At 42.0% G+C, this 14,130-nt stretch carries 16 protein-coding genes; all 16 read left to right on the plus strand.

What is annotated here, in order from left to right; genetic code table 11:
* Window positions 1-51 precede the first annotated feature (51 nt).
* Complete coding sequence (gene fapR / locus AUO94_RS14605; protein WP_058384919.1) at window positions 52-636, plus strand: transcription factor FapR; 585 nt, start codon at window positions 52-54, stop codon at window positions 634-636.
* Window positions 633-1,631, plus strand: coding sequence for a phosphate acyltransferase PlsX (gene plsX, locus AUO94_RS14610; RefSeq protein WP_058384920.1), 999 nt, complete (start codon window positions 633-635; stop codon window positions 1,629-1,631). The genes fapR and plsX overlap by 4 nt, the downstream gene beginning before the upstream one ends.
* Entirely contained in the window at window positions 1,621-2,559 is a 939-nt protein-coding gene (gene fabD, locus AUO94_RS14615) for an ACP S-malonyltransferase (RefSeq protein WP_058384921.1), read from the plus strand. The genes plsX and fabD overlap by 11 nt, the downstream gene beginning before the upstream one ends.
* Complete coding sequence (gene fabG, locus AUO94_RS14620) at window positions 2,556-3,302, plus strand: 3-oxoacyl-[acyl-carrier-protein] reductase (protein WP_058384922.1); 747 nt, start codon at window positions 2,556-2,558, stop codon at window positions 3,300-3,302. The genes fabD and fabG overlap by 4 nt, the downstream gene beginning before the upstream one ends.
* Before the next feature lie 40 nt (window positions 3,303-3,342).
* On the plus strand, window positions 3,343-3,579 hold the full coding sequence (locus AUO94_RS14625) for an acyl carrier protein (protein WP_058384923.1): 237 nt from the start codon (window positions 3,343-3,345) through the stop codon (window positions 3,577-3,579).
* 375 nt (window positions 3,580-3,954) lie between these two features.
* Window positions 3,955-4,710 carry a ribonuclease III gene (gene rnc / locus AUO94_RS14630; protein ID WP_058384924.1) on the plus strand — a complete coding sequence of 252 codons (756 nt, stop codon included), beginning with the start codon at window positions 3,955-3,957 and terminating at the stop codon, window positions 4,708-4,710.
* Window positions 4,711-4,715: 5 nt separating this feature from the next.
* Window positions 4,716-8,264: a chromosome segregation protein SMC gene (smc, locus tag AUO94_RS14635; RefSeq protein WP_058384925.1), complete on the plus strand. Its 3,549-nt coding sequence runs from the start codon at window positions 4,716-4,718 to the stop codon at window positions 8,262-8,264.
* 17 nt (window positions 8,265-8,281) lie between these two features.
* The gene (ftsY, locus tag AUO94_RS14640) at window positions 8,282-9,298 is read left to right on the plus strand and encodes a signal recognition particle-docking protein FtsY (protein WP_058384926.1); all 1,017 of its coding nucleotides are present in this window, start codon (window positions 8,282-8,284) and stop codon (window positions 9,296-9,298) included.
* Window positions 9,299-9,365: 67 nt separating this feature from the next.
* A complete protein-coding gene (locus AUO94_RS14645; RefSeq protein ID WP_058386872.1) occupies window positions 9,366-9,689 on the plus strand; it encodes a putative DNA-binding protein in 324 nt (107 codons plus the stop codon).
* A gap of 12 nt (window positions 9,690-9,701) precedes the next feature.
* Entirely contained in the window at window positions 9,702-11,060 is a 1,359-nt protein-coding gene (gene ffh, locus AUO94_RS14650; RefSeq protein WP_058384927.1) for a signal recognition particle protein, read from the plus strand.
* Window positions 11,061-11,154: 94 nt separating this feature from the next.
* A complete protein-coding gene (gene rpsP / locus AUO94_RS14655) occupies window positions 11,155-11,427 on the plus strand; it encodes a 30S ribosomal protein S16 (protein WP_008497962.1) in 273 nt (90 codons plus the stop codon).
* Window positions 11,428-11,440: 13 nt separating this feature from the next.
* Entirely contained in the window at window positions 11,441-11,674 is a 234-nt protein-coding gene (locus AUO94_RS14660) for a KH domain-containing protein (RefSeq protein WP_058384928.1), read from the plus strand.
* 63 nt (window positions 11,675-11,737) lie between these two features.
* Complete coding sequence (gene rimM / locus AUO94_RS14665; RefSeq protein ID WP_058384929.1) at window positions 11,738-12,253, plus strand: ribosome maturation factor RimM; 516 nt, start codon at window positions 11,738-11,740, stop codon at window positions 12,251-12,253.
* On the plus strand, window positions 12,253-12,972 hold the full coding sequence (trmD, locus tag AUO94_RS14670; RefSeq protein WP_058386873.1) for a tRNA (guanosine(37)-N1)-methyltransferase TrmD: 720 nt from the start codon (window positions 12,253-12,255) through the stop codon (window positions 12,970-12,972). The genes rimM and trmD overlap by 1 nt, the downstream gene beginning before the upstream one ends.
* Window positions 12,973-13,114: 142 nt before the next feature.
* Window positions 13,115-13,459: a 50S ribosomal protein L19 gene (gene rplS / locus AUO94_RS14675; RefSeq protein ID WP_058384930.1), complete on the plus strand. Its 345-nt coding sequence runs from the start codon at window positions 13,115-13,117 to the stop codon at window positions 13,457-13,459.
* Between the two features lie 99 nt (window positions 13,460-13,558).
* A complete protein-coding gene (gene lepB / locus AUO94_RS14680; protein WP_058384931.1) occupies window positions 13,559-14,119 on the plus strand; it encodes a signal peptidase I in 561 nt (186 codons plus the stop codon).
* The last annotated feature ends 11 nt before the right edge of the window (window positions 14,120-14,130 follow it).

Genomic DNA, 14,130 nt, shown 5'->3' on the forward strand with positions numbered 1-14,130 from the left:
TTATTTATATACTCATATTAGTACCAAGTGCTAATAGCGGGCGGTGACACAGTGAAAAGACCAAAAAAACAACGGCAACAAGCGTTAAAAGACTCAATCAAAGAAAATCCTTTCGTCACCGATGAAGAATTGTCGGTAGCATTTGACGTTAGTGTGCAAACCATTCGATTAGATCGAATGGAGCTTGCTATTCCAGAGCTGCGCGAACGCATTAAACACGTAGCCGTGAAAACCTTCGAAGATGAAGTGAAATCTTTGCCAATCGACGAAGTGATTGGTGAGATTATTGACATTGAACTAGACAAAAGAGCGATTTCGATTTTTGATGTAAAGCCAGAACATGTTTTTCAACGTAATCAGATTGCCAGAGGTCATCATTTATTTGCACAAGCCAATTCGTTGGCCGTGGCAGTAATGAACGAAGAACTGGCATTAACGGTAAAGTCGGAACTGCAATTTTTGCGACCGGTAACTGCCGGGCAACGGATTGTTGCAAAAGCAGAAGTAATCGACAGCCACCCTGAAAAAAACAGGGCGTTTGTTAAAGTAGTTTCATCGGTAGAACAGCAGACGGTTTTTATTGGCACTTTTGAAATGTACCGTATGACAGAACAAAGTGAAGGTGACATAGAATGAAAATAGCAGTAGATGCAATGGGTGGAGATCATGCGCCAAAAGAAATTATTGCAGGTGTCTATAAAGCATTAGCAGAATTTACAGATGTTGAAATTCAATTATTTGGTCATCAGGAAAAGATGCAAGAATTCTTGAAGGAACATGACCGGTTAACAATCGTCCATTGTGAAGAAGTAATCACTTCAGAAGATGATCCTGTGCGATCGGTTAAACGAAAAAAAGATGCCTCGATGGTTCGGATGGCACAAGCTGTAAAAGATGGCGAAGCCGACGCTTGCGTATCTGCAGGAAATACAGGGGCTCTTATGTCAGCGGGTTTATTTGTTGTTGGCCGCATTGATGGGGTGGATCGTCCAGCATTAGCCCCAACTTTGCCAACTATTGATGGCAAAGGGTTTGTCATGCTTGATATGGGTGCCAATGCAGAAGCTAAACCGGAACATCTTGTGCAATATGCGATTATGGGCAGCATTTATGCTGAAAAAGTTCGCGGCATTAACAATCCAACAGTGGGTCTTTTGAATATCGGAACCGAAGAGAAAAAAGGCAATGACTTAACAAAAGCCGCTTTTCCATTATTAAAAGAAGCGCCAGTCCATTTTATTGGCAACGTTGAGTCACGTGATTTATTAAATGGTGTGGCTGATGTTGTGGTAACCGACGGCTTTACTGGCAATATGGTGTTGAAGACCATCGAAGGAACGGCAATGAATGTTTTTGCGATGATGAAAGATGTCTTTATGAGCTCAGTTAAAACAAAAGTTGCGGCTTTTCTTGTGAAAGATGATTTAAAAGGGTTGAAAGGCATGTTGGATTATAGCGAATATGGCGGCGCCGGATTATTCGGTTTAAAAGCACCCGTTATAAAAGCGCATGGTTCGTCAAATGCTAATGCCTTATTCAATGCGATACGCCAAACACGTACGATGGTTGAATTTGATGTAACGGGAACAATTTACAGTACGCTGAAAAAGGAGACTTTACATGAAGACTAAGATTGCATTTATCTATCCAGGCCAAGGGTCGCAAATGGTTGGAATGGGCGAAAGCTTTTTAACAGACGATACGAGCCGTAATTTCTTTGAAAGTGCCAACCAAACACTTGATTTAGATTTATCTAAGTTGATGCTAGAAGGCCCACAAGAAGAATTGACGTTAACCTATCATGCGCAACCAGCTCTTTTAACAGTTAGTTCAATGATTACAGAACGATTGATTCGAGCAGGGATTAGACCGGATTATACAGCGGGTCATAGCCTTGGCGAATATAGCGCGCTCGTAACTTCGAATGTGTTAGAATTTCCAACAGCGGTTAACATTGTACATAAGCGTGGATTGTTTATGAATACAGCTTTCCCAGCAGGAGAAGGGACAATGGCTGCTATTCTTGGTATGGAAAGTGAAGAACTTGAAAAAGTAACAAATGAAGTGACGGACACGACAGGTGTTGTGCAACTTGCTAACTTGAATTGCCCAGGACAAATCGTTATTTCGGGTACAAAAGCAGGAGTTGAGCAAGCGTGTATCGTCGCTAAAGAGCGTGGAGCTAAGCGTGCCATTCCACTTGATGTCAGCGGACCGTTCCACTCGGAATTGATGCGTTCGGCATCCCAAGATTTAGCGAAAGAACTGAGCGTTTCTTTCTTGTTAGATGCGAAAGTACCAGTCGTTTCAAACGTCACAGCAAAAGCGGAAACAAATGCGACACAAATTCAAGATCTTCTTGTTCGTCAATTGTATTCCCCAGTCCTATGGGAACAATCGGTGCGCGAAATGATTGATCTTGGTGTAACCGTATTTATCGAAATTGGCCCTGGGAAAGTATTGAGTGGATTAGTGAAAAAAATTGATCGCTCAGTTAAAACTTTGCCAGTTTATGACTTAGCGTCATTTGAAAAAGCGGTAGAGGAGTTGGCAAAATGAGTAAACTTGCAGGGAAAACAGCCATTATTACTGGTGGATCTCGTGGAATTGGAGCAGAAATCGCGCGCAAATTTGCGGCAGACGGTGCAAAAGTAGTTGTCAATTATAGCGGTAGCCAAGAAAAAGCAGAAGCAGTAGTTGCGGATATTGAGGCTAATGGTGGTACTGCAATTGCAGTGAAAGCCAATGTTTCAGATGCTGAATCAGTTAAAGCGATGGTCGATGAAACGATGAAAACGTTTGGATCTGTTGATATTTTAGTGAATAACGCGGGTATCACACGTGATAATTTGATGATGCGTATGAAAGATGACGAATGGGACGATGTCATCAATATTAACTTAAAAGGTGTATTTATTTGCACAAAAGCAGTAACACGCCAAATGATGAAACAGCGCTCTGGCCGAATCGTCAATATTGCCTCAATCGTAGGCGTGATGGGCAACGCTGGACAAGCAAATTATGTTGCAGCAAAAGCGGGTGTCATTGGCTTGACGAAAACGACAGCGCGTGAACTAGCAAGTCGTGGAATTACAGCCAATGCTGTCGCTCCTGGCTTTATCACGACCGATATGACCGAAAAATTGAGTGAAGACGTTCAAAAAGCGATGATGGGACAAATTCCATTAGGCCGTTTTGGTGCACCAGAAGACGTTGCAAAAGCTGCGCTATTCTTAGCTTCGGATGATGCATCCTATATGACGGGCCAAACGCTTCATCTTGACGGCGGCATGGTCATGTAGGTAATTTTTTTGTATACTGATTTGAGGGGAGGTGACGACATTGTCAACAGTATTAGATAGAGTAACGAAAGTAATCGTGGATCGTCTAGGTGTAGAAGAGAACGAAGTGAAACTTGAAGCTTCATTCACAGGTGACCTAGGTGCAGATTCATTGGACGTAGTAGAACTTGTTATGGAACTTGAAGATGAGTTCGATATGGAGATTTCTGACGAAGACGCTGAAAACATGAACACAGTAGGCGACGCAGTAACGTATATCGAGAAAAAACAAGCGTAACCAAGAAAAGCGAAAGCGCCCGTGTAGACTCGACGGGCATAAGACGCTCCGGCGAAGCGGCGCACTTTGCCGCATAGCTGGAGAGACTTATGACCCTAGAGTCTGGGTGCTAGAGCTAGACACCAAGAAAAGCGAAAGCGCCCGTGTAGACTCGACGGGCATAAGACGCTCCGGCGAAGCGGCGCACTTTGCCGCATAGCTGGAGAGACTTATGACCCTAGAGTCTGGGTGCTAAACGTTCTACCAGAAAATTATACTTAAAACCATTGACGCACAATTGCTGTTACACTAAGCGATTGTGCGTCAATTCTCTTTTGCACAATCGCTGAAAAAAAGGTAAAATTGAAAGAAGTACACAAAGGAAGGCAGATAAAAATGGCCATGAATAAAAAAGTAAATCACCAAAAGACCAGTACCATAAAAGAAAGTGTCAAAGCGTCATTTGAACAACTGCAAAAAGAACTCAATGTTTCATTTAATAAACCTGCCTTATTGCATCAAGCTTTTACCCATTCATCCTATGTGAATGAGCATCGAAGAAAACAATTTACCGATAACGAACGTTTGGAATTTCTAGGGGATGCGGTATTGGAATTATCCGTTTCGCATTACCTGTATACGAAATACCCACAAATGAGCGAAGGCGAGTTGACAAAGTTGCGTGCAGCAATCGTTTGTGAACCTTCTCTGGTTTTATTTGCCAATGAACTAAATTTCGGTAAATATATCCTTTTAGGTAAAGGAGAAGAGTTAACAGGTGGAAGAACACGTCCAGCTTTATTGGCAGATGTTTTCGAATCGTATATTGGCGCTCTTTACCTAGACCAAGGATTAGATCCTGTTGTCGCATTTTTGGAAACGGTATTATTTCCAAAAGTGGAAATCGGTGCTTTTTCGCATGTGATGGATTATAAGAGCCAATTACAAGAATTGGTTCAACAAAAAAATACCGGAGCATTGAATTACGAAATTATTGATGAAATCGGACCAGCGCATAGCCGTGTATTTGTGACTCGTGTATCTCTTGCGGATAAGGAACTTGGCGTCGGTAATGGTCGATCGAAAAAAGAAGCGGAACAGCAGGCAGCTCAGCTGGCAATCCGTAAATTGCAAGAATTGGCGGAGGAGTAGTCGTAATGTTTTTGAAGAGATTGGAAATCATGGGGTTCAAATCATTTGCTGATCGTATCGGCATCGACTTTGTACCTGGAGTAACCGCCGTTGTCGGACCAAATGGTAGCGGCAAAAGCAATGTTACCGATGCTATCCGTTGGGTGCTCGGAGAACAATCAGCAAAATCACTACGCGGTGCAAAAATGGAGGACGTTATTTTTGCTGGCAGTGATTCAAGAAAACCGTTAAATTTTGCAGAAGTTACGTTGATTTTAGATAATACGGACGGGCGTGTCCCTCTCGATTACAGCGAAGTCAGCGTAACGAGAAGGGTTTTTCGCAGTGGTGAAAGTGCCTATTTGCTGAATAAGCAAAATTGTCGATTGAAAGATATTACAGACTTGTTTATGGATTCTGGATTGGGTAAAGAAGCCTTTTCCATTATTTCGCAGGGACGAGTAGATGAAATTCTGAATTCAAAAGCAGAAGAACGTCGATCTATATTTGAAGAAGCTGCAGGTGTGTTGAAATACAAGCAGCGGAAGAAAAAAGCTGAAATGAAACTAAATGAAACCGATGAAAACCTTAATCGTGTATTGGATATTTTACATGAATTGGATGGTCGTATGGAGCCGCTTCAAATTCAAGCCTCCACTGCACGCGATTTTTTGGATATGAACGAACAATTAAAAGATGCCGATATCGCCTTGTTGGCTCATGATGCCAGCAACTTGGAGCAGGAACTCAATCAACTAGCGCAAGAAGCAGCAGTTCATTCAGAAAAAGAGCAGCAAATAGCTGCAGAAATTACGACGAAAGAGCGTGCAGTCGCTGAAATTCGTCAAGCGCTCGCAGAGTTGGATCGCAAAATAGATCAAGCGCAAAATGCTTTAGTTGAAGCGAGTGCCGAAACGGAGAAATGGCAAGGACGCAAACTGTTGATGTCCGAGAAAAAAAGCAATGCTCATCGCCAAGCGCAGCAATTACAAAGTAATTTAGATGCGGAAAAACTAGAAAATGTTTTGCTTCAGAAAAAACACAATGAGCAGTTGGTGTTATTAGAAGAACGCAAAATACAGCGTCAAAAAATACGGACGACGATTAAACAACTTGAAGAGCAGTTGAACCGAACTCCGGCCGATATCGACAACGAAATTGAAAATTGCAAGTCGGTCTATATCGATTTGATGAACGAGCAGGCAACAGTCAAAAACGAGCTTAAAAATATTGGTTTGCAAGAACAACAACTGTCAGAATCAACCGGACGAATTACTTCGCAACGGGCTGACTTTGAGTTGGAACTATCGAAATTGAAAAGCCAAAAAACGCATGCAGAAAAAAATGTTGCAGACATTCGTACCTTGTTAGAAGACAAGCGTCAGCAATATAAAAACGCGGAAGCTTCTTATCAACTGCAAAAGCAATCATTTGATCAAAAGCAAGCGATGCTGTTTCAAGCCTATCAGTCTGAAAAACAGCTTGCGGCTCGCGTTGGTACCTTACAGGAACTTGAAGCCGATTTCTCAGGGTTTTTTCAAGGTGTCCGTGAAGTATTAATGGCACGTGAAAAAGGCCAGCTAGCAGGCATTAGAGGAGCAGTTGCTGAAATTGCGCAAGTAGAGAAAACTTATGCTAAGGCCATTGAAACGGCATTAGGTGCTTCAAGTCAGCACATTGTTACAGAAAACGAGCAGCATGCTAGAGAAGCCATTGATTTTCTTCGTAAAAAGAGGGCGGGACGTTCTACTTTCTTACCAATGACTGTCATGAAATCGCGGAAGATCCCAGAACATACATTGGCTACTGTGCGGGAGCACCCAGCCTATGTGAATATGGCATGCGAATTAATCGATTACGATGCACAGTATGCGATGATTATTGAAAATTTAGTAGGCAATGTCATTATCGCTGAAGACTTGAAAGGCGCGACAGCGATTGCTAAAGCAACCGGCAATCGCTTCCGTGTCGTAACCTTAGATGGCGATATCGTGAACGCCGGTGGATCGATGACAGGCGGTGCTAACAAAACCCAAGCTTCATTCTTCACGCGAAAAGCTGAACTTGAGCAATTGCTTGTGCAATCAGCAGAGTTAAAAGAGACCATCATAAACGCTGAAAAAACAGTAATCAAAGAACAGGCAGAAGTGAAAGTGGCAGAGGAATCCATTCAAGCCTTGAAAAATGAAGGGGAGAAATACCGGGATTCAGAAGCGGAAAGTTCGACCATTCTTCGTGAAATTGAAGCTGTTTTAAAGACAACGTTAGAGCGTTTCCATCTTTTTGAAGCAGAACAAAAAAACAAAGAATATGATTTGACAGCCATTACTGGACGAAAAGAAGTAGCATCTATACGCCGTGAGAGCATCGTAAAAGAATTGGCTGCTATTACCGTGGAAATTGACGAACTCACGCTGTTTAAGCAGCAAAACCAATCAGCACGTGATCAAGTTTTGGAGAAATTAGCAGAACAAAAGTCGTTAGATGCTGTAACAAAAGAACGCCTCAATCAATTAACAGTGAGTGAAGCGGAGCTTTTTGAGCGACTCGAGAAAAGCAATTACAAACTGCAAGAAAATCAAAAAGAGTTGCAATGGATTCAGTCAGAAGAAGCAGTAAAAGTGTATTCAGACAAGGAAATTCTGCAAGAAATTGAGACCTGGTCAACGAAAAAAATGCACATGTTGCAAACGGTTGAGCAGACAAAAAAACAACGCTTAGGACAGCAAGATACCTTAACTGGTTTGGAAGAAGATTTAAAAGAACACCAACGTATTTATAAAGGCTATGTGGAAGCGATTCGAATTTATGAAGTCAAATCAACACGGTTAGAAGTTCAAATTCAAAGTTTTATTACCCAGCTTGACACCAATTATCAGCTGACACTAGAGCAAGCAAAACAGTTTGAAATGATTGATGAAGAAGCCGTTGTTCGTAGAAAAGTTAAATTGCTGAAACAATCTATTGAAGAATTAGGGCCTGTCCATATTGGTGCAATCGAAGAATTTGAACATGTCTCTGACCGCCATGCCTTTTTAACAGAGCAACGTAACGATTTAAACGAAGCGAAAGAAACATTGCGAACATTAATTCGGGAAATGGACGGAGAAATGACTAGTCGTTTTGACGATACTTTTCATGCCATTCGCAAGCAGTTCCAACGGGTCTTTAAAGAGTTGTTTGGTGGGGGCTCTGCTGACTTAGTATTGACAGATCCGCAAGATATGTTGAGAACAGGTGTAGAGATTATTGCTCAGCCACCTGGTAAAAAGTTGCAAAATTTGAGTTTGCTATCTGGTGGAGAACGTGCACTTACAGCGATCGCTTTATTATTTGCGATTTTGAATGTGCGTCCTGTACCCTTCTGTGTGCTTGATGAAGTCGAGGCGGCGCTTGATGAATCGAATGTCGTGCGTTACAGTCAATACCTGAAGAAATTCAGCGAAGATACGCAGTTTATCGTCATTACACATCGTAAAGGGACAATGGAAGGTGCCGACGTTTTATATGGCATCACCATGCAAGAATCTGGGATATCGAAACTGGTTTCGGTCAGGCTCGAAGAAAAAACCTGAAAAAGGAGTGGATACACATGAGTTTCTTCAAAAAACTAAAAGATAAATTTGCTGGCAATACTGAAGCTGAAGAATCAACTGAAAAATACAAAGAAGGATTAGCCAAAACCCGTATTGGTTTTACATCAAAAATCAATGATTTGGTAGCGAAATACCGAAAAGTCGATGAAGACTTTTTTGAGGAACTAGAAGAAATTTTGTTGCAAGCGGATGTCGGTTTCGAAACGGTTATTGAGTTAATGGACGACTTGCGTTTTGAAGTGCAACGGAAAAACGTAAAAGATACGTCAAATGTCCAATCCGTTATTTCGGAAAAACTGGTGGAAATCTATGAAGCTGGTGAAGCAGAAATCAATGAAATCAATTTTGTTGAAGGATTGACGGTCATTTTGATGGTTGGAGTTAACGGTGTTGGCAAAACTACCACTATCGGAAAACTCGCTCATCGTTTCAAAAATGAAGGCAAAACCGTTATGCTTGCGGCAGGTGATACATTCCGTGCCGGTGCAATCGAGCAATTGGACGTCTGGGGCAAGCGAGTTGGCGTGGATGTGATTAAACAAAGTGAAGGGTCAGACCCAGCAGCGGTTATGTATGACGCTGTACGTTCCGCTAAATCCCGCGGAGTGGACGTGCTTATTTGCGATACGGCAGGACGTCTGCAAAACAAAGTCAATTTGATGAACGAACTGCAAAAAGTTCATCGTGTTATTTCGCGTGAAATTCCCGGTGCGCCTCATGAAGTATTACTGGCACTTGATGCTACGACCGGTCAAAATGCTATGCTCCAGGCACAGACATTCAAAGAAGTTACCGATGTTACGGGCATTGTTCTAACAAAACTAGATGGGACAGCAAAAGGCGGAATTGTCTTGGCGATTCGCAATAAATTAAAAATTCCTGTGAAATTTGTAGGCCTTGGTGAAAAACTAGATGACCTGCAACCTTTCGATGCGCAAAAATACGTTTACGGCTTGTTTGCTGAAGGATTGGATAAAGAGCAAGAATTGGAAGATGCTAAAGCAGACAAGTAAAATTACTTGACAGCTTTGTCGATTTTCAGTATTCTAAGCATTAGAATGAATGGGGTGAGCGTCAATGATGGGACTAGAAAAAACAACACGTATGAACTATTTGTTTGATTTCTATCAGGAGTTACTGACGCCAAAACAGCGTAGCTATATGATGCTGTACTATTTAGACGACCATTCACTGGGCGAAATTGCCGAAGAATACCATATCACCCGTCAGGCAGTTTACGATAACATTCGCCGGACAGAAGCAATGCTAGAAGAATATGAACGCAAGTTGCAGCTATTTGAAAAGTTTCAGAAACGGCAGCAACTGGTTTCGTCATTTGAAAAACAGCCATTCACAGAAGAGCGCGTCCAGCAATTTTTGGGCGAACTAAAGGAATGGGATTAGGAGGCGGAAAGAATGGCATTTGAAGGTTTATCCGAACGCCTGCAAGGGACGATGACTAAGATAAAAGGTAAAGGTAAAGTCAACGAAGCAGACGTTAAGGAAATGATGCGTGAAGTTCGTTTCGCCTTGATCGAAGCGGATGTCAACTTAAAAGTAGTGAAAGAATTCGTCAAGAAAATCAGTGAACGAGCGATTGGACAAGATGTCATGGACAGCCTAACACCAGGACAACAAGTCGTTAAAATCGTTAAAGATGAACTGACAGAATTGATGGGTGGCGAAGAGCGGAAAATCGAGTTTTCTACAAAACAACCGACCGTCATTATGATGGTTGGTTTGCAAGGTGCCGGTAAAACGACAACCACGGGAAAACTCGCTAATTTGTTGCGCAGAAAACACAATCGTAAACCGCTACTCGTAGCGGCCGATGTTTATCGTCCGGCCGCGATTCAGCAGTTAGAGACGATTGGTAAGCAGTTATCGCTTCCGGTTTTTTCTAAAGGGACAGACATGTCTCCTGTGGAAATTGCGCGTCAGGCAATTGAACATGCGAAGGCAGAGCATTTGGATACGGTCATTATTGATACAGCAGGGCGTTTGCATGTCGATGAGGCGTTGATGCAGGAATTGAAAGATATTCGTGCGCTTAAAGAGCCAGATGAAATTTTCTTGGTCGTCGATTCTATGACAGGACAAGATGCTGTCAACGTGGCCCAAAATTTTGATGCAGCCATTGGCATCACTGGCGTCGTTTTAACGAAGCTTGATGGTGATACACGAGGCGGTGCGGCATTATCCATTCGTTCTGTCACTCAAAAACCGATTAAATTTGTCGGGATGGGTGAAAAAATGGATGCGCTTGAAGCTTTCCACCCCGAACGTATGGCGTCACGAATACTTGGCATGGGCGATATGCTGTCGCTCATTGAAAAAGCGCAGTCAAATGTTGATGAAGTAAAAGCAAAAGAGTTAGAAGAAAAGTTCAGAACTTCTACTTTTACTTTTGATGATTTTCTTGAACAAATGACACAAGTCAAACAAATGGGACCATTGGACGAGATACTGAAAATGTTGCCAGGTGCCAATAAAATCAAAGGGTTAGAAAACGCAAAAGTCGATGAAGGCCAAATGGATCGCGTAGAAGCGATTATCTATTCGATGACAAAAAAAGAGAAAACCACTCCCGAAATCATTAATGCCAATCGAAAAAAACGAATTGCTAAAGGGTCGGGGACCAATATTCAAGATGTCAACAGACTGCTAAAACAGTTTGAAGACATGAAGAAAATGATGAAGCAAATGTCTGGTATGAACACGAAAAAAGGAAGAAAAAAAATGGGAATGCCGGGCCTAGACTCACTTTTCAAGTAAAAATTTCAAGGTGTTAAGAAAAAATACTTTACAAACTATTTAAAGCTTGCTAATATAATATCTTGTGTGAAACTATTCGGAGGTGCTTTAAGAAATGGCAGTAAAAATTCGCTTGAAACGTATGGGAGCTAAAAAATCTCCTTTTTACCGTATTGTAGTAGCTGACTCACGTGCTCCACGTGACGGCCGTCAAATCCAGACAGTAGGTACTTACAACCCACTGACAGTTCCAGCTGAAGTTAAGATCGACGAAGAGCAAGTATTGAAATGGCTTCATGATGGTGCAAAACCATCTGATACTGTACGTAACTTGTTTTCTCAAAAAGGCATTATGGAGAAATTCCATAACGAAAAACTAAACAAATAAGGGAGAGTTTTTTATGAGGCAGCTGATTGAGAGCATTGTCAAACCGTTAGTTGATTATCCGGAAGAAGTTCGCGTCGTTACTGACGAAAACGCAAGCCGAATTGTCTACAAGCTTTCTGTGCATCCAGAGGATACAGGGAAAGTGATCGGGAAGCAGGGGCGTGTAGCGAAAGCTGTTCGTTCAATTGTGTACTCAGCAGCAGGTGGTTATCATAAGAAAAAAACGTATCTCGATATTGTTGATTAAGAAGAAGGAGCCCAGGTTCCTTCTTTTTTTTTCAGAAAAATAAAAGTGAAAGGATGTTTGCTTATGCAATGGTTTAATGTAGGAAAGATTGTCAATACACACGGAATTCGTGGCGAAGTACGTGTTTTATCGCGTACGGATTTTCCAGAAGAACGCTTTGCAGTTGGGACGAAGCTCGGGCTTTTCATGCCGGATGCAAAAAAACCAATCATGGTAAAAATCGCCAGTCAGCGCCGACATAAAAACTTTGAGTTACTAACTTTTGAGGGTTATCCATATATCAATGACGTAGAGCCGTTTAAAGAATCTTATTTGCGAATTTCTGAACATGATTTGACTGAACTAGAAGATAATGCGTATTACCATCATGAAATTTTGGGGTGCACAGTGTTTTCAACCGAAGGGCAAGAACTCGGAAAGATCAGTGAAATTTTGGAAACTGGTGCCAATGACGTTTGGGAAGTTACACCTGAGTCGGGGAAGAAGCATTATATTCCTTACACTGAAGAAATCGTCCAAGAAATTGATATTGACCAAAAGAAAGTCGTGATCGAAGTAATAGAAGGGTTATTGTCTTGATGAACATAAATGTTCTATCGTTATTTCCGCCGATGTTTGAAGGGGTCTTTCAACATTCAATTATGAAAAAAGCGCAGGATAAAAATGCAGTTAGTTTAAACGTTGTGGACATTCGTGAATTTGCCGATAACAAACGCCAAGTTGATGATTACCCATTTGGTGGCGGAGCAGGAATGGTTCTAAAACCAGAACCGATTTTCAATGCGGTTGAAAGTCTCACGACAAACAGCAAACCACGCGTTATTTTAATGTGTCCACAAGGTGAGCGCTTTACGCAGCAAAAAGCTGAAGAGTTAGCAAACGAACAGGAACTAGTATTTATTTGCGGACATTACGAGGGCTATGATGAACGAATTCGAGAACATTTGGTCACAGATGAAATTTCAATTGGAGACTTTGTGCTAACCGGAGGAGAACTTGCAGCCATGACGGTCATTGATAGTGTCGTTAGACTGCTTCCTGGGGTGCTAGGTAACGCCGATTCGCCAATTCGCGACTCATTCTCTACAGGACTTCTAGAGCACCCGCAATACACCCGTCCTGCCGATTTCAGAGGCTGGAAAGTACCAGATGTCTTAACTTCCGGTAATCACGGTAAAGTTGATCAATGGCGCGAAGAACAAACCTTAAAACGGACGCTTGAAAGACGGCCAGATCTGCTCGAACACATCGAGTTGGATGACAAACAGAAAAAAATAATCGCCCAATTAAAGAAATGAAAATAGAGTGCAGCTTGCTCTTGCGCTGTCAGGTTATCAGTGGTATTATGGACACTGTACTTTTATGTGAAGTACAGGATCACGATGTTCCGCTGCAACAGCTGATTTGGTGTAAGAACATCTGTAGAAGGAGAGAAAAATAATGCAAAACATTATTACAGAAATCACTAAAGAACAAATTCGTACGGATCTTCCAACGTTCCGTCCTGGAGACACTGTTCGCGTCCACGTTAAAGTTGTTGAGGGTACACGCGAACGTATTCAGGTATACGAAGGAGTCGTAATTGGCCGTCGCGGAGGCGGAATCAGTGAGTCATTCACTGTTCGCAAAATCTCTTACGGTGTTGGTGTTGAGCGTACATTCCCTGTACACACACCAAAAATTGCACAACTTGAAGTTACCCGTCGTGGTAAAGTTCGTCGTGCTAAATTGTATTACTTGCGTGACCTACGCGGTAAAGCAGCTCGTATCAAAGAAATTCGATAAGCTTGTATTAATGAAAGAGGGCGCTTGCGCCCTCTTTCTTTTTGCTAAAAAGTTTAATTCCTTGTACAATTAAAACAGTAAGTTTGGGGAGGAACGCGCATGGAGACTGAAGTGAAGAAGAAAAATGAAATGTGGGAATGGTCCAAAGCTCTGTTGATCGCCTTCGGTTTGGCAGCAATTATCCGTTTCTTTTTATTCACACCGATTGTAGTAGATGGAGAGTCAATGATGCCGACTTTAGAGCACGGAGATCGCATGATTGTCAACAAGATTGGTTATTCAGTTGGGGAACCTGACCGTTTCGATATTATCGTTTTTCATGCCCCTGAACAAAAAGATTATATTAAGCGTATAATCGGTTTGCCAGGTGATCACATTGCCTATGAAGATGACCAATTATATATAAATGGAGAAGCAGTAGAAGAACCTTATCTAGACATTTATAAGCAAGGAATTACCGGTACACTGACAGAAGATTTTGTCTTAGAAGATGTTACCGAAGGACAAAGTACCATACCTGAAGGATCTATCTTTGTGATGGGGGATAATCGCCGTGCAAGCAAAGATAGCCGCCATATTGGATTGGTCTCGACCGATGAAGTGATCGGGGACACGAATTTTGTTTTCTGGCCATTGGCTGAAGCGGGAATTGTAAAATAAGGAGTGGTTTT

Origin of the sequence: Planococcus kocurii, assembly GCF_001465835.2 — a bacterium.
Classification (GTDB): domain Bacteria; phylum Bacillota; class Bacilli; order Bacillales_A; family Planococcaceae; genus Planococcus; species Planococcus kocurii.

Bases quoted from the DNA above. Each gene is read 5' to 3' on its own strand.
- fabG (WP_058384922.1), top strand. From the start codon at position 2,556: ATGAGTAAACTTGCAGGGAAAACAGCCATTATTACTGGTGGATCTCGT.
- fabD (WP_058384921.1), top strand. From the start codon at position 1,621: ATGAAGACTAAGATTGCATTTATCTATCCAGGCCAAGGGTCGCAAATG.
- ffh (WP_058384927.1), top strand. From the start codon at position 9,702: ATGGCATTTGAAGGTTTATCCGAACGCCTGCAAGGGACGATGACTAAG.
- AUO94_RS14645 (WP_058386872.1), top strand. From the start codon at position 9,366: ATGGGACTAGAAAAAACAACACGTATGAACTATTTGTTTGATTTCTAT.
- rimM (WP_058384929.1), top strand. From the start codon at position 11,738: ATGCAATGGTTTAATGTAGGAAAGATTGTCAATACACACGGAATTCGT.
- ftsY (WP_058384926.1), top strand. From the start codon at position 8,282: ATGAGTTTCTTCAAAAAACTAAAAGATAAATTTGCTGGCAATACTGAA.
- AUO94_RS14660 (WP_058384928.1), top strand. From the start codon at position 11,441: ATGAGGCAGCTGATTGAGAGCATTGTCAAACCGTTAGTTGATTATCCG.
- rplS (WP_058384930.1), top strand. From the start codon at position 13,115: ATGCAAAACATTATTACAGAAATCACTAAAGAACAAATTCGTACGGAT.
- trmD (WP_058386873.1), top strand. From the start codon at position 12,253: ATGAACATAAATGTTCTATCGTTATTTCCGCCGATGTTTGAAGGGGTC.
- smc (WP_058384925.1), top strand. From the start codon at position 4,716: ATGTTTTTGAAGAGATTGGAAATCATGGGGTTCAAATCATTTGCTGAT.
- lepB (WP_058384931.1), top strand. From the start codon at position 13,559: ATGGAGACTGAAGTGAAGAAGAAAAATGAAATGTGGGAATGGTCCAAA.
- plsX (WP_058384920.1), top strand. From the start codon at position 633: ATGAAAATAGCAGTAGATGCAATGGGTGGAGATCATGCGCCAAAAGAA.
- rnc (WP_058384924.1), top strand. From the start codon at position 3,955: ATGGCCATGAATAAAAAAGTAAATCACCAAAAGACCAGTACCATAAAA.
- rpsP (WP_008497962.1), top strand. From the start codon at position 11,155: ATGGCAGTAAAAATTCGCTTGAAACGTATGGGAGCTAAAAAATCTCCT.